This window comes from Streptomyces sp. NPDC046887, assembly GCF_040644755.1.
Taxonomy (GTDB): domain Bacteria; phylum Actinomycetota; class Actinomycetes; order Streptomycetales; family Streptomycetaceae; genus Streptomyces; species Streptomyces lichenis.
In genome coordinates, this window is the sequence record NZ_JBEYXH010000007.1 from 169,152 (window position 1) to 188,059 (window position 18,908).

Annotated in this window: 12 protein-coding genes, 1 tRNA gene and 1 pseudogene; 5 read left to right on the forward strand and 9 right to left on the reverse strand. The window is 67.7% G+C overall.

The features are described 5' to 3' along the window. Positions 1 to 180 precede the first annotated feature (180 nt). The 7 genes from rho to ABZ945_RS10265 all read right to left on the reverse strand — a co-directional run bounded on the left by rho (position 181) and on the right by ABZ945_RS10265 (position 9,785). Positions 181 to 2,280 (reverse strand): transcription termination factor Rho, encoded by a 2,100-nt coding sequence (rho, locus tag ABZ945_RS10235; RefSeq protein ID WP_361266644.1) that lies wholly within the window; start codon positions 2,278 to 2,280, stop codon positions 181 to 183. Positions 2,281 to 2,659: 379 nt separating this feature from the next. Continuing rightward, complete coding sequence (thrB, locus tag ABZ945_RS10240; protein WP_361266646.1) at positions 2,660 to 3,577, reverse strand: homoserine kinase; 918 nt, start codon at positions 3,575 to 3,577, stop codon at positions 2,660 to 2,662. Between the two features lie 638 nt (positions 3,578 to 4,215). Then, the gene (thrC, locus tag ABZ945_RS10245) at positions 4,216 to 5,274 is read right to left on the reverse strand and encodes a threonine synthase (RefSeq protein WP_361266648.1); all 1,059 of its coding nucleotides are present in this window, start codon (positions 5,272 to 5,274) and stop codon (positions 4,216 to 4,218) included. A 6-nt stretch (positions 5,275 to 5,280) separates the two neighbouring features. After that, positions 5,281 to 6,612 carry a homoserine dehydrogenase gene (locus ABZ945_RS10250; RefSeq protein ID WP_361266769.1) on the reverse strand — a complete coding sequence of 444 codons (1,332 nt, stop codon included), beginning with the start codon at positions 6,610 to 6,612 and terminating at the stop codon, positions 5,281 to 5,283. A 155-nt stretch (positions 6,613 to 6,767) separates the two neighbouring features. Beyond that, the gene (gene lysA, locus ABZ945_RS10255) at positions 6,768 to 8,159 is read right to left on the reverse strand and encodes a diaminopimelate decarboxylase (RefSeq protein ID WP_361266650.1); all 1,392 of its coding nucleotides are present in this window, start codon (positions 8,157 to 8,159) and stop codon (positions 6,768 to 6,770) included. 34 nt (positions 8,160 to 8,193) lie between these two features. Beyond that, positions 8,194 to 9,177, reverse strand: coding sequence for an ArgS-related anticodon-binding protein NrtL (gene nrtL / locus ABZ945_RS10260; RefSeq protein ID WP_361266652.1), 984 nt, complete (start codon positions 9,175 to 9,177; stop codon positions 8,194 to 8,196). A gap of 92 nt (positions 9,178 to 9,269) precedes the next feature. Then, positions 9,270 to 9,785 (reverse strand): response regulator, encoded by a 516-nt coding sequence (locus tag ABZ945_RS10265; protein ID WP_361266654.1) that lies wholly within the window; start codon positions 9,783 to 9,785, stop codon positions 9,270 to 9,272. Positions 9,786 to 9,917: 132 nt separating this feature from the next. Between ABZ945_RS10265 and ABZ945_RS10270 the strand changes: the two genes are divergently transcribed. The 5 genes and pseudogenes from ABZ945_RS10270 to ABZ945_RS10290 all read left to right on the forward strand — a co-directional run bounded on the left by ABZ945_RS10270 (position 9,918) and on the right by ABZ945_RS10290 (position 15,611). Then, positions 9,918 to 9,989: transfer RNA gene (locus ABZ945_RS10270), tRNA-Arg, on the forward strand. Between the two features lie 1,179 nt (positions 9,990 to 11,168). Next, positions 11,169 to 11,285, forward strand: a complete 117-nt coding sequence (locus ABZ945_RS10275) for a hypothetical protein (RefSeq protein WP_361266656.1) — start codon at positions 11,169 to 11,171, stop codon at positions 11,283 to 11,285. 140 nt (positions 11,286 to 11,425) lie between these two features. Then, positions 11,426 to 11,755: pseudogene (locus ABZ945_RS10280) on the forward strand (dCMP deaminase); the annotation flags it as partial. 218 nt (positions 11,756 to 11,973) lie between these two features. Then, on the forward strand, positions 11,974 to 13,593 hold the full coding sequence (locus ABZ945_RS10285) for an NACHT domain-containing protein (RefSeq protein WP_361266658.1): 1,620 nt from the start codon (positions 11,974 to 11,976) through the stop codon (positions 13,591 to 13,593). Positions 13,594 to 13,643: 50 nt separating this feature from the next. Beyond that, positions 13,644 to 15,611 (forward strand): pentapeptide repeat-containing protein, encoded by a 1,968-nt coding sequence (locus ABZ945_RS10290; RefSeq protein ID WP_361266660.1) that lies wholly within the window; start codon positions 13,644 to 13,646, stop codon positions 15,609 to 15,611. A gap of 869 nt (positions 15,612 to 16,480) precedes the next feature. Here ABZ945_RS10290 and ABZ945_RS10295 read toward each other — a convergent pair. Continuing rightward, the gene (locus ABZ945_RS10295; protein WP_361266662.1) at positions 16,481 to 17,731 is read right to left on the reverse strand and encodes a hypothetical protein; all 1,251 of its coding nucleotides are present in this window, start codon (positions 17,729 to 17,731) and stop codon (positions 16,481 to 16,483) included. A 32-nt stretch (positions 17,732 to 17,763) separates the two neighbouring features. Beyond that, a complete protein-coding gene (locus ABZ945_RS10300; RefSeq protein WP_361266664.1) occupies positions 17,764 to 18,879 on the reverse strand; it encodes a hypothetical protein in 1,116 nt (371 codons plus the stop codon). Between the last annotated feature and the right edge of the window lie 29 nt (positions 18,880 to 18,908).

Here is an 18,908-nt window from a genome sequence, read left to right on the forward strand (position 1 = left end):
CTCGCGGGTCCCTCGGACCCTGCCGTCGCTGCGCAGTGGAAATCCCCCCACCCGATCAGCTGATGATACGCGGACCGACCGGCCGTCTGACAGCGGGTTCACAGGCTCGGGGCGCAGACGGGACCGCCCCGTCACCTCGGGATGACGGGGCGGTCCGGTGTCGCGGACGGACGGGCTGCGTCAGTCGTTGTTGCCGTTGCCGGCCGACGGGGTCGTCTTCTGGATCTGCATCAGGAACTCGCCGTTCGACTTGTGCTGCTTCATCTTGTCCAGCAGCAGCTCGACGGCCTGCTGCTGGTCCAGGGCGTGCAGCACCCGGCGGAGCTTCCAGACGATGGCCAGCTCGTCGCTGCCGAGCAGGATCTCCTCCTTGCGGGTGCCGGAGGCGTCCACGTCGACGGCCGGGAAGATGCGCTTGTCGGCGAGCTTCCGGTCGAGCTTGAGCTCCATGTTGCCGGTGCCCTTGAACTCCTCGAAGATCACCTCGTCCATCCGGGAGCCGGTGTCGACCAGCGCGGTGGCCAGGATGGTCAGCGAGCCGCCGTCCTCGATGTTCCGCGCGGCACCGAAGAACCGCTTCGGCGGGTAGAGCGCGGTGGAGTCCACACCACCGGACAGGATGCGGCCGGAGGCGGGCGCCGCGAGGTTGTACGCACGGCCCAGGCGGGTGATGGAGTCCAGCAGGACGACCACGTCGTGGCCCAGCTCCACCAGGCGCTTGGCGCGCTCGATGGCCAGCTCGGCGACGGTGGTGTGGTCCTCGGCCGGGCGGTCGAAGGTCGAGGAGATGACCTCGCCCTTGACCGACCGCTGCATGTCGGTGACCTCTTCCGGACGCTCGTCGACCAGGACGACCATCAGGTGGCACTCGGGGTTGTTGCGGGTGATCGCGTTGGCGACCGCCTGCATGATCATGGTCTTGCCGGTCTTCGGCGGGGCCACGATCAGACCGCGCTGGCCCTTGCCGATCGGCGACACCAGGTCGATGATCCGCGTGGTCAGCACGCCCGGGTCGGTCTCCAGACGGAGCCGGTCCTGCGGGTAGAGCGGGGTCAGCTTGTTGAACTCCGGGCGCCCGCGGCCGGATTCGGCGGCCATGCCGTTGGCGGAGTCCAGGCGCACCAGCGCGTTGAACTTCTCGCGGCGCTCGCCCTCCTTGGGCTGGCGCACCGCGCCGGTGACGTGGTCGCCCTTGCGCAGCCCGTTCTTGCGGACCTGGGCCAGGGAGACGTACACGTCGTTGGGGCCCGGCAGGTAGCCGGAGGTCCGGATGAACGCGTAGTTGTCGAGGATGTCGAGGATGCCGGCGACCGGGATCAGCACATCGTCGTCGGAGACCTGCGGCTCGGCGCCGAACTCGTCGCGCCCGCGGCGGCCGCGGCGGTCGCGGTACCGGCCGCGGCGCCCACGGCGGCCGCCCTCGTCGTCGAAGTCGTCCTGCGGACCGGACTGGCCGCCCTGCTGGCTGCCCTGGCGCTGCTGGCGCTGGCCACCACCGCCGCCACCCTGCTGGTCGTCGCCCTTGCCGCGGCCCTGGCGGTCCTGGCGGTCGCGCTGCCGGTCCTGACGGTCCTGGCGGTCACGCTGACGGTCGCGCTGGCGGTCCCGGCGGGACCCCTCGGCGCCGCCGTCCTGCTGCTCCTTGGCGCCGGGCTCGCCCTGGACCTCGGTCCGGGCCTCCGCGCGCACCTCGGTGCGGGTGTCGCCCTCGGGGGCGCCGGCCGGCGCGGTGGCACGGCGGCGGCGGCGCTCGCCCGCGGGCTGCTCCTCGGTCTGCTCGGCCGGGGCGGCGGCCTTGGCGGCGCCCTGCCCGGAGGGCTGGCCGGGGATCTCGATCTGCTGCTGGGCGGCGGCCTGCTCGGCGGCCTTGCCGGCCTGGGCCTCGCCCTTGGCGGCCTTCGCGGCGGCCTTGGCGGGCTTGTCCTCGCCCTTGGCGGCCTTGGCCTCCTCGCCCTCACCGGTGCGGGTACGGGAGGTGGCGCGCCGCTTGGGCTTGATCTCGGCGCCGGCCGCGGCGTCGGCGGCCTTCGGCGCGGAGGCGCCGCCGGAGGCCTGCGCCTCCTTGATGACCTCGATCAGCTGGCTCTTGCGCATCCGCGCGGTGCCCCTGATGCCGAGGCCCGACGCGACCTGCTGCAGCTCGGCCAGGACCATGCCCTCAAGGCCGGTGCCGGAGCGGCGGCGCCGTGAGGTGGTGCCAGTGGCAGCACCTTCGGCGGGCGCGGCGTTGTCGACGGTGGAGTCGGCAGTCACGCCCATCAGATCGGTGGTGTCGCTCACGAAGGGTCCTTCCCTGGAGCGGACGTCGGCCTTCTGGCTCGGCGACCGGTTGTGCTGTCCGACGGCGGTCCTCGATGGATGGACCGTGTCGGGGCGGTGGTCCCGCCGGGTACGGCGGAGGGAGATGACGTGCTGTCCGGCCCGAGGCCCCCTGCTCGGCCCTCTGCTCGGGATGAGCGAGGGGTGTCGCGCGCCGGTTCCGGAGCGTGCTCAAACTGCTCAGGCAGGCTGCACAGGCAGTGGAGGAGGCTCCCGGAAGAATGGTGGTCCCGGAAGGGGACACTCAGCACCGCGCCATGAAGGCAGCGGGTGCAGACTTGAGGTTAACACTACCGGCTCCAACAAACATTCCCCCTCTCCCACACCGGCAACCGTGCTCCTACGGGGCCAGCGGCAGCACACACGCCCCGGTAGCGTCGAGGGCCAGCCGGGTGGCCGCCCACTCCTCGCCCGCGAAGCGCGAGACCTTGTCGGCGGTGCCCTCGTCGGCCAGCGCCAGCACGGTGGGGCCGGCGCCGGAGACCACCGCGGGCACGCCCTCGGCGCGCAGCCGGTGGACCAGTTCGAGGCTCTGCGGCATCGCCGGGGCCCGGTACTCCTGGTGGAGCCGGTCCTCGGTGGCGGCCAGCAGCAGCTCGGGGCGCCGGGTCAGGGCCTCGACCAGCAGCGCGGCACGGCCCGCGTTGACCGCGGCGTCGACATGCGGCACGGTGCGCGGCAGCAGGCCGCGGGCGGTCTCGGTGAGCACCGGCTTCCCGGGGACGAAAACCACCGGAACGACGGAATCCGCCGGGTCCATCCTGATCGCGCGGGCGGAGCCGCCGTCCATCCAGGCCAGGGTGAAGCCGCCGAGCAGACAGGCGGCGACGTTGTCGGGGTGGCCCTCGATCTCGGTGGCGAGTTCCAGCAGCGCCGCGTCGTCGAGCTTGGCGTCACCGCCTATCGTCACCGCGCGGGCGGCGACGATACCGGCGCAGATCGCGGCGGAGGAGGAGCCGAGGCCCCGGCCGTGCGGGATGCGGTTGGCGCAGACGACCTCCAGGCCGCGCGGCTGTCCGCCGAGCAGGTCGAAGGCGGTGCGCAGGGAGCGTACGAGCAGATGGCTCTCGTCGCGCGGGAGCGTCTCGGCGCCCTCTCCGGCGATGTCGACATGCAGCCCGGAGTCGGCGACCCGGACGACCACGTCGTCGTAGAGCCCCAGCGACAGGCCGAGGGCGTCGAAGCCCGGGCCGAGATTGGCGCTGGTGGCGGGAACGCGCACCCGGACGGCGGCGGCGCGGAACGCGGGACCGGCCATCGGTCGGTGACTCTCCTTGGGGATCTGGCGGCAGTGCGGCAGGGGTTTCGTCGGGGCCCGGCGGAGCCCCTGCGTCGGCCGGTTGCGGCGGGACGGCGACCGCACCGCGGCATATCCGGCGGGACGGGTTCGGTACAGACTATCGAAGGAAGGTTCTGCGGCGACATAGGGCGCACGGGAGGCGCACGATGCGTGTCGCGCCCGCCCCGTGCTTCCCGTCCCGGACCGCCGTTTCCCGCCATCCGAAGGGTGCGGCGCGGGTGCGCGATCGCGCACCCGGGGGTGCGCCGGATGGCGAGATCCGTACGGTACGGGGGCGGCTACGGGGACCCGGCCCCGTACCCCCGCAGGCATACGGGGGTACGGGGCGCGGGCCCCACGGCGTACGTGGCCGGGAGCGCGGGCCCTACGGCGTACGTGGCCGGGAACGGGCCCCACGGCGTACGAGTCCGGGGCCGCGGGCCCTACGGCGTACGAGCCCGGGAACGGACCCCGTAGGCGTACGAGGCCGGGTAGCGGTCCCGTCGGGCGGTACGGGCCCGGGGGCGGGCGGCGGGCGCGGGGTGCCGTCCCCCGGCCTCCCGACCGCCCCAGCCCTCTGCCGCCCAGCCCTCCGCGGACCGGGCCCGCTACTCCCGCTAGACCAGCCCGAGCTTCTCCGCCGCCGCCGTGGCGTCGATCGGGACGGTGACCGGCTGGGGGGCGCCGGCGACGGCCCAGTCGGGGTCCTTCAGCCCGTTGCCGGTGACCGTGCAGACGATCTTCTGGCCCGGGTCGACCTTGCCCTGCTCGGCGGCCTTCAGCAGACCGGCGACCGAGGCGGCCGAGGCGGGCTCCACGAAGACGCCCTCCTGGGAGGCCAACAGCCGGTAGGCGCGCAGGATCTCACGGTCCGTCACCTCGTCGATGAAGCCGCCCGACTCGTCCCTCGCGGCCAGCGCGTAGCTCCAGGAGGCCGGGTTGCCGATCCGGATCGCGGTGGCGATGGTGGACGGGTCCTTGACCACCTCGCCGCGCACCAGCGGCGCCGAACCGGAGGCCTGGAAGCCCCACATACGCGGGGTGCGGGAGGAGACGCCGTCGGCGGCGTACTCCTTGTACCCCTTCCAGTACGCGGTGATGTTGCCCGCGTTGCCGACCGGCAGGACATGGATGTCGGGGGCGTCGCCGAGCATGTCCACGATCTCGAAGGCCGCGGTCTTCTGGCCCTCGATACGGACCGGGTTGACCGAATTGACCAGCGCCACCGGGTAGTTGTCGGAGAGCGCGCGGGCCAGCGTCAGGCAGTCGTCGAAGTTGCCGTCCACCTGGAGGATCTTGGCGCCGTGCACCAGCGCCTGGCCCATCTTGCCGAGCGCGATCTTGCCCTGTGGCACGAGCACCGCCGACACCATCCCGGCACGCACCGCGTACGCGGCCGCCGAGGCCGAGGTGTTGCCCGTAGAGGCGCAGATGACGGCCTGCGCGCCCTCCTCCTTGGCCCGCGTGATCGCCATGGTCATGCCGCGGTCCTTGAAGGAGCCGGTGGGGTTGGCGCCCTCGACCTTCAGATGCACCTCGCAGCCCGTGCGCTCGGAGAGCACCTGCGCGGGTACGAGCGGCGTGCCGCCCTCGCGGAGGGTGACGACCGGTGTCGTGTCGGTGACCGGCAGCCGGTCCCGGTACTCCTCGATGATTCCGCGCCACTGGTGGGTCATTGCTGGTTACTCTCCTTCAACCCGCATGATGCTGGCGACACCGCGCACGGTGTCGAGCTTGCGCAGCGCCTCGACCGTCCCCGCGAGGGCGGCGTCGGGCGCGCGGTGGGTGACGACGACGAGGGAGGCCTCGCCGCCCTCGCGTCCCTCGGCGGTGGCACCGTCGGCACCGCCGCTGTCCCGCCCCTGCTGGCGGAGCGTGTCAATGGACACCCCGTGCTCGGCGAAGACGGTCGCGACCTGGGCGAGCACGCCCGGCCGGTCCTCCACGTCGAGGCTGATGTGGTACCGGGTGACGACCTCGCCCATGGAGCTGACCGGCAGCGCGGCGTAGGCGGACTCGCCGGGCCCGGTCGCCCCGTTGACCAGGTTGCGGCAGACCGCGACCAGGTCGCCGAGCACCGCCGAGGCCGTCGGCGAGCCGCCCGCCCCGGGCCCGTAGAACATCAGCTGCCCGGCCGCGTCGGCCTCCACGAACACCGCGTTGTAGGCGCCGCGCACCGAGGCCAGCGGGTGGCTGAGCGGGATCATCGCCGGGTGGACGCGGGCGGTGACCGAGCCTCCGTCGGCGGCCCGCTCGCAGATGGCGAGCAGCTTGATGGTGCAGCCCATCCGCTTCGCCGAGGCGAAGTCCGCGGCCGTCACCTCCGTCATGCCCTCCCGGTAGACGTTGTCCAGCCGCACCCGGGTGTGGAAGGCGATCCCGGCCAGGATGGCCGCCTTGGCCGCGGCGTCAAAGCCCTCGACGTCCGCCGTCGGGTCGGCCTCGGCGTACCCGAGGGCGGTGGCCTCGTCCAGCGCCTCGCTGTACCCGGCGCCCGAGCCGTCCATCTTGTCCAGGATGAAGTTGGTGGTGCCGTTGACGATGCCGAGGACCCGGTTGACCTTGTCCCCGGCGAGCGACTCGCGCAGCGGCCGGATCAGCGGAATGGCACCCGCCACCGCCGCCTCGTAGTAGAGATCCCGCCCGGCCGCCTCCGCCGCGGCGTGCAGCGCGGCCCCGTCCTCCGCGAGCAGCGCCTTGTTGGCCGACACCACCGAGGCCCCGTGCTCGAAGGCGGCGGTGATCAACCCCCGAGCCGGCTCGACGCCCCCGATGACCTCCACCACCACATCGATGTCCCCGCGTTTGACCAGCGCGGTGGCGTCGGTGGTGATCAGCTCCGCGGGGACGCCCGCGCGGACCTTGGAGGGGCGGCGGACGGCGACCCCGGCCAGTTCGACCGGGGCCCCGATTCGGGCGGCGAGGTCGTCGGCGTGCGTCGTCATGATGCGCGCCACCTCTGAGCCGACCACTCCACAGCCCAGCAGCGCCACCTTCAGCGGACGCGTACGCATCATCCGACACCCTTCACTTCTTCACTACGTCAGCGGCCTGTCCCGGCCCATTACAGCGGCATCCAGTCTCACTCACCGGACGTGCATTTCCCCCCTACGTCCGGATTATGAGACGTATCTTTCATCACTCGGCCATTGCGCCGTGAAGCTCTTCCTCACCCCACATCAAGACGGAGCAAATCCTCCTCCGTCTCCCGCCGTACGATCACCCGCGCCTCCCCGTCCTTGACGGCGACGACCGGCGGCCGCAACGCATGGTTGTAGTTGCTGGCCATCGACCGGCAGTACGCCCCGGTGGCGGCGACGGCGATCAGGTCCCCGGGCGCCAGGTCGGCGGGCAGGAAGGCGTCCCGTACGACGATGTCACCGCTCTCGCAGTGCTTGCCGACCACCCGGCTGAGCATCGGCGCGGCCTCCGAGGTCCGCGACACCAGCGCGACGGTGTACTCCGCGTCGTACAGCGCGGTGCGGATGTTGTCCGACATCCCGCCGTCCACGCTGACATACGTACGCAGCCCCTCCAGCGGCTTGACGGTCCCCACCTCGTACAGCGTGAACGCCGTCGGGCCCACGATCGCCCGCCCCGGCTCCACCGAGATCCGCGGCGTCCGCAGCCCCGCGCTCTCACATTCCCGGGTGACGATCTCCCTGAGCGCCTTGGCGATCTCCTGCGGCTCGCGCGGATCATCGTCCGCGGTGTAGGCGATCCCCAGCCCACCCCCCAGATCGATCTCCGGCAACTCCACCCCGTGCTCATCCCGGATCTGCCCCAGCAACTGCACCACCCGCCGCGCGGACACCTCAAAACCCGCCATGTCGAAAATCTGCGAGCCGATGTGCGAGTGAATCCCAATGAGCTCCAGCCCGTCCAGGGTCAGTGCCCGCCGCACCGCCTCCGCGGCCTGCCCACCCGCCAGCGCCAACCCGAACTTCTGGTCCTCGTGCGCCGTCGCGATGAACTCATGCGTATGCGCCTCGACCCCCACCGTCACCCGGATCTGCACCCGCTGCCGAACCCCCAACCCCTGCGCCACATGCGCGACCCTGGCAATCTCCTGGAACGAGTCCAGCACGATCCGCCCGACCCCCGCGCGCACCGCCCGCTCGATCTCCCGCACGCTCTTGTTGTTGCCGTGCAGCGCGATCCGCTCGGCCGGCATCCCCGCGGCGAGCGCGGTGGCCAACTCCCCCTCCGAGCAGACATCCAGGTTGAGCCCCTCCTCGTACAGCCACCGCACCACGGCCCGGGACAGAAACGCCTTCCCCGCGTAGAACACGTCAGCGTCCGCCCCGAACGCCGCCACCCACCCCCGGCACCGCTCCCGGAAGTCGTCCTCATCCAGGAAGTACCCCGGCGTCCCGAACTCCTCCGCGAGCCGGGTCACCGGAACCCCACCCACCTCCACCACCCCGTCGGCGTCGCGCCGAACAGTCCGAGCCCAGACCTTCCCCTCCAACTGGTTGAGATCAGCAGGCGGCGCCGAGTAGTGCCCCTCAGGCAGAACGTCCCCGTGGCGGGGCCCGGCGGGATGTGCGGAACGGCTCATATCACTCTCACTACGGTCACAGGTGACCCCACGGTCACAGGTGGTCAGGTGCGCTCACGCCGAGCAGGGCCAGGCCGCCGGCCAGCACCGTCCCGGCAGCCTCGGCAAGGGCGAGCCGGGAGCGGTGGGCGGCCGAGGGTTTCTCCTCTCCCATGGGCAGCACCCCGTGCTGGAAGTCCAGCAGCGCATCCGCCACCGCCTCCAGCGCCCGAGCCACCCGATCCGGCGCCCGCAACCGCGCGGCCGCCTCCAGCACCCCCGGATACTCCACGATCAACCCACCCAGCCGAGAGGCGCCGAGGTCGTCCCCGCACTCCCCGGCGAACCCCCACTCCCCCGCGTTCCGCACCAGCGCCCGGGCCCGGGCATGCGCATACCGCACCAAGAACAAGCCATTGCCCTCCCCCTGTACGAGCAGAGGTGGTCCATCCAGCACCCGGTCCCCCGCCGCCGGCCGCAACAGCGCCCACTGGCACGCATCCCTGCCCAACCCCCTCGGGTCATAGTGCGCACCCCGCACCACCACCGAGACGTCCTCCCCCTCCCGCACCCTCACATCCGCCCCCTGCGCGACCAGCAGCCCCCGCACCGCCTCCGCATACACCCCCTCCCGCACCCCACCCCCACACACCAGCTCGACGCGCTGTCCCCGCATCCCCTCCCCAAACCCATACCGCGCCCCCCGCACCCCCACCTCACGCACCGCCGCCGCAACCCCGCCCCCCACACCCCTCTCGCATGTGAAATTCAAGAACCCCGGCCCGGTGACATCCACTCGCCCGATCCCCGGCTCACCCCTCAGCGCGGCCGACAGCACCTCCGCCACCGCCAGCGGCGCCATCCCGGCCTCCCGCGCCAGCCGCAGCGCCGCATTGGTCGCCCAGTCCCCGCACCCGCCGGCCCGCGGCCGCTCCACCACCACCCGCTCCGGCACCGCGACCCCCCGCGGCAACGCACCCTCGTCCACCGCGCGACGCACAGCGCGCAGCACGGTCACAGAGAGATCGGCGGGGGTCACAACTCCAGCCTAGGGGAGGAGGCGGCCCACCATGGAACGGGTTTCGCCATCCGGTCACCCACCCAGTTGACCAGCGGGAACACTCCCTCCGCTCAGCCGTGCGGCCCGCCCCCGGCACCGCCACCCGTCCAGGGCTGCCCGCCTCCGTGGCTGCCCTCCAGCGGCGGCTCCGGCTGCCGGTTCACCAGCCGCCGGACCAGCGCCACCAGCTCCTCCGGATCGAACGGCTTCGCCAGGTACGCGTCGATACCGACCTCCCCGACCGCCTCCCACTCCGCCTCCCCCGGCGTGCAGGCACTGACGATCGCCACCGGAAGGTGCCGCGTCCGAGGGTCGTCCCGCAGCATCCGCGCGGTCCGCAACCCGTCGAGCCCCGGCATCACGACATCGAGCGTGATGGCGTCCGGCCGCACCTCGTGCACCACCGCCAGGCACTCGGCACCATCGGCCGCGGTCACGACCTCGAAGCCCTCCAGCTCAAGGTTGACCCTGATCAACTGCCGGATGACCCTGTTGTCGTCCACGACGAGCACCCGGCCGGACACGCCTGACACAACTCGAGAGTAGGACCCGCCCCACCCCTGCGTCCCGGTTTTCCCCACTTCCACCCCCACCAGTCACCTCGCCCCACACCCCCGGCCACCCCCACCCCAGCCCTCCCCCACGCCCGGAAATACCTGTTCACAGGCACCCCTTCGGAGCTGGTAGTGTTCTACCCGTCGCCGAGCAACACGGCGAACGCCCCCGTAGCTCAGGGGATAGAGCAACGGCCTCCGGAGCCGTGTGCGCAGGTTCGAATCCTGCCGGGGGCACTCCAGCTCAGCCAGCGTGGTCAGTCCACCGGCTTGCTGAAGTGCCGAAGACGAAGGGCCGGACTCAGTTCCACTGAGTCCGGCCCTTCGTCGTTGTGCGCATGGGCCCCGCGTGGAGGGTGTGCAGGCTGCGCGTCAGCCGGACACATCGCTGATCACCTGTCGTGCCTGCTTGTGGAACTGCTCGCGTGTCCCGTCCAGCCCACTGACATCCGGACGCCTCGTGAGGTTGGGCAACGCTTCAGCAGTGCCTGCCCTGCTGCCTCCTTCGCTCAGTCCGCCCCGTGAAGTAGCGAGGATCCAGGCCGCTGCGGCCGAGCCGATGAGAACAGCTCCGGCAGACATCGCTGCCGTGCCTGACCCACTGGCTGTCCTGCACCACCGTGGTGGCCACATCGCCTGCCGTGGTCGTCGTCTGCGGGCCACTGCAACCAGCTATGACCACCAGAAGCTCCAACAGCTTCAGCCAGCTCGCCACTTGTCGCATGATCGGCAGATTGGTGCGGGCTGCAGCCCGCGTTCACCCGGGGGTCTGCCCACCCAATCGTTGTTGCGATGACTTGCGGCGGGTTGCGGGCTCGGCGTGCAACCTCGGCGACCGGAACTCCGGCGTTCAACCAGTTCGTGATGCTGGCCTGCCTCAGGTCGTACGACTGGCGAACGAGCGGCGAGGCGGCCCGGTCGGGCGGGAGCGTGAACGCCCGGGCGTCCTGCCAGTCCCTCCGGTAGCTGGAGGTACCCCGTACGGCGCCTAGCTCGTTGGCGAAGAGCCTGCCGCCCTGAGCCGCGCCGAACTCCTCGATGTACTCACGAAGCATCGCCACCAGCAACGGTGGGATGGGTACCTGGCCGAGTCCGACGCCCTCCTCATCGGCGCCGGCACGATGCGGTTCCGACAACCCTCGGCTGTTGGTGAACAGCAAGGAGCGATGCGCGGCACGGGTGGCCGCAGGAAAAACCTGCCTATCCCTGGAAGGTCACCATCTCCGCGAGCGGGGACCTGGAGTCCGACCTCAAGTTCTGACACCACGGCGGAGACAAGCTCGCCTACACGACAGATGCGGGCGAGGAGAAGCTCCGCACGCGGCTGGCGGGGCTGGCAGACGTGGTCTGCACAGGCCGACCTTCGACTTCGGTGCTCTGCTGGACGACCACGGAACCCGCGGCTTAGAACGGCTGATGGTGGAGGACGGCGGACAGCTCCACACCGCTTCCCTGTCGCAGGGCGTGGCCAACGAGATCCACCTCGCCATCGCGTCTCTGGTCGTCGGCGGCCCAAGCCCCCCCGCTTCCTGAACCCACGTACTCCGGCAGCTCCACCCGCCGAATGCGCCTCGCCGAGGCCAGCACCATCGGCGACACGGTACTTCTCCGCTACCTGCCCGAGCAGGAAGGCTCTCAATGACACACGCCGATGATGTGACGAGGGCGCCTTCTCCGTCGGCGCCATCATCGCGGGCGCCGACGGCGAGGAGCTCGCCCACGGCTGCTCCCCTGAAACGGACGCCCACACCGAGGAGTCAGCCTTCGCCAACCTCCCGGCGGACGACGCCCGCTTGGCCAGCGCCACGCTCTACAGCACGCTGGGACCCTGTTTGGAGTGCAAGCCCTACCCCCTCACCTGCACCCAGCTGATCCTCCGATCCCCCTCCGCCGTGTGGTCATCGCCTGTCGTGGAGACCCTGCGAGCCAATGGCACCACGGTGGTGGAACTCGCCGAGCTAACCTGCCGGGCCCAGGCTGCGCACTCTCCTCTCCCGATGTGACCCGCCGTCCCACAAGGCCGTCGATGCTCGGCCTGGAACAGGCGACCAGCGATCGAGCAGCAGTCGCACCTGCTCGTCCGCAGGGCACGGGGGCCGACTCCGGGCTCACTGTCCATACCTTGTAGGCAAAGTCTCAGTTCCGGCCACCTTGATGACTATGTGTCGCTAGCCTGGGGGGTCTAGCCATCCTGGACAGACAGAGAGTCGGTGTAGAGAACATGGCTCCCGAGATCATCACTACAGCGCTTGGCGCGCTCGGAAAAGTCGTGGCGGACCCGGTCAAGGATTCAGCGATGCGGCGCACCGCTGTAATCAAGATACTAAAGAGGCTTCACCTCGACCCAAATCAGCCACCCAAAGATTTTGAAAGCCTATACGCCTACGCGCTAATCGAAGAACTCAACGGCCAGCCCCCGGCTGTGCTTCGACTCTTCGAAGATCAATACGTGCAGCGCTCCTTTAGGCGTTCGTTTGACGCCGACGACTGGTCCACGGTTCGGAATGAAGTTGAACTAGCCATCCAAAGGAATCGCGAGACTCTCGAGTTCGGCCATTTCGGGGCAGATGTCGAGCAGACTCTAGTCAATTTCATTACGAAGTTTCAGGAATTGGTCAATCGTAGTCGCGACCCTCACTCGACACGACTTGAGAATAAAGTGGACGCGATCCTGAAGGAAGTCACGAAGACCCGAAAGGCCGAAGAGGCTCACCGACTCGTCGAAAATCCCGAGCGCGCCTGCGCAACTCCCGCCGAACGCCTTAGGGACGACGCACGAATTTGGTTTGGAGCCGTTGGCTACACCCTGGAGCAGGAGTGGGCGCCAAGTGACGACTCCGCAGCACTCCTGGTGAACGTACCAACACGACGCCCAGGTCGATTCGACCGGGTCGTGGTCCTTTGCGTGGATGGAGAGCTTGGGCTTCATCACCTGGATCTCCTGGACAGTCTCATCGCAGGCAACAACGCGGCGGAGGGTTGGGGCGTTGCGCAGCTTCGAATTAGCGAAGCCTCCCGCCGCAGGGCTGCAGACTCAGACGACAGATTTTCATGCTTCTCATTCGATGAGCTTATCGACCTGGAAGTCAACTTCGAGCCATACATAGACTGGCTACAAAGCGAAGTTGAAAAGCGCATGATCAATACGCGATATGTGCCACTTTCCTGCCGCAAGGATGAGATCAACCCGGCGAACGGCGAACCAGTAGATGTAAGCAATTACCACTGGCAGAGCGGCGGACTTGACCGATACGTTCAAACCTGGCTTACCGATCCCACCAAGAAACATCTGTCAGTACTGGGCGAGTTCGGGATGGGTAAGTCATGGTTTAGCATGCACTTCGCCAGCAAGTTGGCGGAAGCATGGAAAGATGCAAAGTCACGCGGTCTCCCACGCCCCCGCATCCCCCTTGTAATACCCCTCCGCGACTACGCAAAGCAGACGTCCGTTTCAGGGCTGCTCTCGGAATTTTTCTTCAACAAACATAAGATCGGGCTCCGCAGTTACGACGTATTCCGCGTACTGAATCGAATGGGGCGATTGCTGCTAATCTTTGACGGGTTCGACGAGATGGCCTCGCGGATCGACCGTAACACTATGGTGGCCAATTTTTGGGAGCTGGCCAAAGCTGTCGAACCGGGGGCGAAGGTTCTTCTTAGCAGCAGGACAGAGCATTTTCCCGAAGCCAAAGAGGCTCGCGATCTGCTCGAGGCCAGAGTTCCGCATCCTCGACCGGGAATCCATCGGACGGCCCTACCTTCGAGATTGTTGAGCTCGTCCCTTTCGATGACGCCCAGATCGAGAAGATGCTTGGGCATCTCCTCGGTCCCGAAAAGGTAGAGTCCGTCATGTCTCATGAGCACGTACGAGACCTGATGCGTAGGCCCGTCATGTCTGAGCTGGTTATCGACGCACTGCCTGAGATTGAAAGCGGAGCACCTGTCGATCTAACGCGGATCTACCTCTACGCCATCAGACGAAAGATGGACCGCGATGTAACCTCAAACCGGACTTTTACGTCACTCGCAGACAAGCTGTTGTTCCTCAGTGAGATCTCATGGGAAATGCTGAGAACGAACCAGCTCACGCTCAATTATCGCGAATTCCCTGACAAGTTGCGGGCTTGCTTCGGTTCAGTCGTCGAGAGGGCTAAAGATCTCGACTACTGGGAACAGGACATGCGTAACCAGGGGATGCTGGTTCGCAACGCTGAAGGAGACTACGGCCCATCACATAAGTCCCTGCTGGAGTTCCTTACCGCCTACAAGTATGCAGCAGAACTGGGGCTGCTTGCTGGAGACTTCTTGGGGATCATTCCGCGATCAGGCAATCCGGATAAAGAATCCTATTCTTGGTCGGGATATTTTTCCCAACGGCGCGCTGACGGCTCCTTGCCTGACATCAACCAGATTGAGCCGGAGTCTGGTAGTGCACTGGCAGAAAATTTTGGCACGGACGAATTTAATCCAGTTGTTCACGACTTTCTAAGCAGTATGATTCAAGAGCACCCAAATTACGAGGAGATCCTTGTCCGCCACATGCAATCTACTCGCGACCTGCTTAACCCGCGGGCTCTTGGCGGGAACTGCGCCAACCTGCTCGGATACTCGGGCGGAAGCCTCGATGGTAGGAACCTGAAAGGCATTGATCTGACCGGATTTCGCAGAGGGGGAATCCATCTGCCAAAAATTTCATTCCGCGGCTCGGACCTCCAGGGGGCAATCCTCAAAGAAGTCGACCTCGGGGAAATTGATAAGCGAGATACAGACTTCACTAATACGACACTGAAGGGTAGTAGATTTCTGGTAAGCGCTAGGCGTATCACGCAAGTCATCGATCACTCAGATGGTGCCATCAGTGCGTGCCTGATAGATCCTTTCGGTCATGGCGACGGGTTCAAAGCTTCAGTCCTGCGATGGCCTGACGGGAATCTTACGTCTGAACCTGTAAGTATCCAGTTGGCGAATGGAGGAGATCCCTTGTTCGCCTGGTGGCGTTCTGGCATTTTCACCGGTCCATTGGGAAGGTGGTGGGGGTATTCTGATGGAGAAAAAACATTCATCGTCTCCAATGCCACACAGGAGGTAATTCGAGAGTTTGAGGAGCCTGTGAATAGCGCCATGATGTGGGGCGACAAGGAGGTGCTTGTAGCCAGCCGTAACCGAGGCGGATTAAACTGGACAATCTTGGACGCTGAAACGGGTGAAACTCTCGCTACCCCCGGAAGGGTAGGAGAGAATGATGCTTTGTCGTTCTCCTACTTCCAGTCGGACTCCGCTCTGCGCGTGTGGGCGAAATCTACGCATCGGACCAAGATCTTCGAGTATTCCACGAGTCGACCTGAATGGTCGCAGGTCGACGAATTGGATGTCGGCGTCGAATCTTCTCTTTCCGCCGAAGACTTCTTCCCGAAAATCTTGGATGGCGGAGAGGTGATCTACACTTCAGGTCGGACTGGCGAACTCCTAAGCTTTCCCAAGACTGATCTTGAATCGGTAATGCCAAGACTCTCCGACTGTAGCCACATTGCTTTCGATGAAGGGGACGACCTGGCTGCCCTAGTCCAGAGCTCTACCATTTCACTGTGGCGTACACGTCCAGGCAAATGGGAGCAGCTTTGGTCTGTCGAGCTCTGTGCCGAGTCGTGGGTAGCCCAAATTTCGCAGCAAAAATCTCTACTCCTCGTGATTTCCGAGTCCGGCGAGATTTTGACATACTCTTTGCTCGATGGAGAGCTGATTTCCGTCCGATCATTCAATCGACACCTGTTCGGGGCCAAGATTTCGCGAGCCTCTGGCCTGAGCGAAGCTGAAGTTACTAGCGCGCAGCGATCTGGAGTGATTGTGGTAGCCAATTAGGCTCCCTGCATAGACTGTGCCTCCCGCATAGTTCAAGGCCACTTCCGCGTGAGCGACATGTGAACCCGTTGCCGACAGGGCTCGTTCCCCAGTTCCGCCGGTCAAGGGTGCGTGACGCCCACTGGAGCCACGTTCTCCGGAGCCGCGTGCGCAGGTTCGAATCCTGCCGGGGGCACTTCACAAGAAGTGCCAGAGACCCCGACATCAGCGGAAGCCCTGAGGTCGGGGTCTTCGCGTGTGCGCCCCCGTGTGCCGCCTGGAGCGTACAAAGGTGGAGCAAGCTCGGCGAGTGGTCACTGCGGGCGATGCAGCGCGCGGTCTGCGCTCACGGACGAGGGCGTGTGGCGACGGAAGTTCAGCCGGCGGAGGTACCGGCGATGGTGACCGCGTCGGCGCCGGCCAGATGTGTCCGGTTGTCCTGCCATATCGACAGGGTGGACGCCGGGGCGGACATCGTGCTCGGGGCGCCGCCGTCTCCCCCAGCGGCAAAGGTGACGCCAAAGGACACCCGGCGACCACCACCCCAGGCGACGGACAGCATGGCGGTGCGCTGTGACGAGCGGCGCCCGGCGGGCGCCAGGAGCGAAGGGGGCGCGGTCGGCGGGCCTTGGGTGGGATCACGGCAGAGGACTCCTGAGGTACGGACCCGTTCGAGACTGATCTGGCCGTTTCGGGCTCATCGCGGACCGATGTCCGTGTTCGGCAGGCGCAGGCCGCACCGGCCCATCGTCAGCGCAGGGTGCTCGAAGGGGCAGTGGTCGCTGCCGAGCACAGAGCACCTCTGTGCCACCTGTCGATGTGCGGTCAGGTTGGAGCGCAGCACTGGTCCAGTCTGGTAGAAGCCGTTGTGCCCGGCAGTCGCCGCCTGCTCAGCCTTCCGCAACTTCCTCTTGGTCGCCATGGCGACGGCGTGCTCGTTCGGCGATCCCGCCGACGAGTTTGTCCTTGACCGAACCGGCCCGTCCCAGGGACTCGTTGCCAAGACTTCGCGCGACCCCGACGCCCTTCGCCCCCCTTTCAAGGACCTTGTCCCTCACCTCCGCCGCAGCGGCTGTCCATCGCCTTGTGTCCGACGACCGGCGACCGGACTCGATACCGAGCCGTACGTGGAAGTCCTGGACGCCTGCCACGACCTGGTTGCTCGACCGGACCACGGCCGGGGATTTGGTCGGGTGCAGCAGTACCTTGGCGTTGGCCTCGTCGGCGGCCGCGTTCATCCGGGCCACCAGCCGCTCGGTGCTTCGCGAGATGAGATCCAGCCGCTTCTGCCGGGCGATCCGAATCCCGCCACGGTGCCGGTCCAGCTCCTCCGGAGCGGCGTCCAGCACCCGGTCGAGTTCGAGCACGGCTATCGCGTCCTGCAGGTGGAAGCAACGAGCCAGGACGGCGAGCCACTGCCACGCTTGGGACCCGGCTTCCTCCGCCGCCGCGGCGAGTTCACCGATCTTGGCCTTGCGCTCCATCTTCTCCGCGAGCGCGTCGAGCCGCCGGAGCGCGTACACCTGGGCCCTCGCGATCGTCTGCGGCGTGGCCTGCACCTTGGACCAGGTGATGTCGGAGACCCGGCCCACCTCATCCCGGATGCTCATGGCCTCCTCGATCACGAACTCCGCACCAACCATCTTGGACAAGGCGTCGTCCTCCTGGGCCCGGAGCACGTCGTCGACCTTCTCGTCGATCGTGGCGAGATAGTCGGTGATCTCGTCCATGGCCTGCTGCATCGCGAGCTGCGCCATGACCGCCGCGACATTGGCCAGCTGTGCCGGACTGCCCTTGAGGGGGCCCGCCCCCTTCGTGCACTCGACGAATCCCTTGATCTGGCTCTTGTCGCCCTTCAGCACACCCGTGCTCAGGCCCGTCGTGGCGCTTTCCCTCAGCCCGAACTCGTCGATGCGCCGCGCGGACTCCTCGGTCAGCTTCACCCAGCGACCTGAGCCGGCGGCCATATCGGAATCTGCCTGCGCGGCGCCGGCCGCGTTGCCGGGGGCGGAACGGAACCGTCGCCGGCCAAGGCCCCGCGACGGAAGCCCTTCCGAGACAAGGAAGCGTTCGACGGTGGGCGGGGAGCCGACGACCGCCAGGCTTTCGCCGTCCCTGATCAACTGGATCTCGTCATCCATGGTCATTCCTTCGAGACGTGGATTGGCAGCGGTCAGTCGACGTCGGGGGTGTGGGGTGGGCCGAAGTGGCGGGAGACCTCTTCGATGGTGAAGCGGGCGCGCAGTTTGCAGGCGGAGTTCTGGTTGGCGAAGAAGCCGGGGCGCCAGAGGGCTGCCTCGCGGGGGGCGGATCGCTCCCAGGTGACGGGGACGACCCATTCGCGGCGGTCCTCGGGGGCGGAGGCTTCGGTGGGTTGGCGGTAGACGCCCTCCAGGGGGAGGTCGAGCATGCGGCGCGGCTCTCCGTCCACGGTGAGGACGGCGTCCTCGAAGGGCTGCGGCTCGCCGGAGACGGTGCCGATGCCTACGTATCCGGCCTTGGGGATGTGGGTGAGCACACGTGCCCCGAGGGGCAGGGAGCGGAGGGTGCGGGAGAACCACTCGCCGCCGCCGGCGGAGACGAAGCCGAAGCGGCGGGCGTCCTCCCAGCAGCGGCTGCCGGGGTCGTCGCCGAAGGAGACGTACCAGTCGGTCCCGTTCCAGGGCTCCTGCTTGCCGCGGGCCTTGGGGTCGGTTGACGGCGCCACCGCGGCCTCCGCCTCGTCGATCAGCCAGGTGCGGGCGAGATAGGCGCGTCCCTCGTCCTCGAAGTAGCGGAAGAAGAGAACGTTCACGGGTACCTGGAAGCCGTTCGCCAGGTAGGTGACGATCCGCTCCGTCGCCGCGTCCATCTCACCGGCGACCACCGTGAGATGGTGGGCCGCGTTCAGTACGTCCGGCGGGCTGCCGCCGAAGCGCAGGGCGAAGGCCTCGTCCAGCTGGGGCAGGCCGCGGCGGCTCGCGTAGGTGGCGTAGATGTCACGGACGTCCTCGTTGGTGAGCCCCTGCGCCCAGGAGCCGTAGTCGAGGACCTGGGCCACCACGGCACGGGGAGTGCGGTCCCGCTTGAGCTCCAGGACGTGCAGGGCGCCTTCCGCGTCCAGGGCGAGAAGGTCGACGAACTTGCCGTGCAGGGTGGGCACTTGGCGGCCGATGAGGAGGAGCCGGTCGCCCAGGATGTCCGGGTCGGCCTCGATGAGCTCTTCCAGCCGGCTCTCGGAGGGCATCGGCCGGGTGACGACCCTGGTCGGCTTGTCGTCCACCCGCCACAGCCCGAACTCCAGCGGCATGCGTCTCCCCTTCCCGGATGCCGCCTGCC

What these genes read in the sequence shown, in the direction of transcription:
- lysA (WP_361266650.1), bottom strand. Translation starts at nt 8,159, where the DNA reads ATGAGCCGTTCCGCACATCCCGCCGGGCCCCGCCACGGGGACGTTCTG.
- ABZ945_RS10285 (WP_361266658.1), top strand. Translation starts at nt 11,974, where the DNA reads ATGGCTCCCGAGATCATCACTACAGCGCTTGGCGCGCTCGGAAAAGTC.
- ABZ945_RS10250 (WP_361266769.1), bottom strand. Translation starts at nt 6,612, where the DNA reads ATGCGTACGCGTCCGCTGAAGGTGGCGCTGCTGGGCTGTGGAGTGGTC.
- thrC (WP_361266648.1), bottom strand. Translation starts at nt 5,274, where the DNA reads ATGACCCACCAGTGGCGCGGAATCATCGAGGAGTACCGGGACCGGCTG.
- ABZ945_RS10300 (WP_361266664.1), bottom strand. Translation starts at nt 18,879, where the DNA reads ATGCCGCTGGAGTTCGGGCTGTGGCGGGTGGACGACAAGCCGACCAGG.
- thrB (WP_361266646.1), bottom strand. Translation starts at nt 3,577, where the DNA reads ATGGCCGGTCCCGCGTTCCGCGCCGCCGCCGTCCGGGTGCGCGTTCCC.
- ABZ945_RS10295 (WP_361266662.1), bottom strand. Translation starts at nt 17,731, where the DNA reads ATGGATGACGAGATCCAGTTGATCAGGGACGGCGAAAGCCTGGCGGTC.
- ABZ945_RS10275 (WP_361266656.1), top strand. Translation starts at nt 11,169, where the DNA reads ATGGTGGAGGACGGCGGACAGCTCCACACCGCTTCCCTGTCGCAGGGC.
- ABZ945_RS10290 (WP_361266660.1), top strand. Translation starts at nt 13,644, where the DNA reads ATGTCTGAGCTGGTTATCGACGCACTGCCTGAGATTGAAAGCGGAGCA.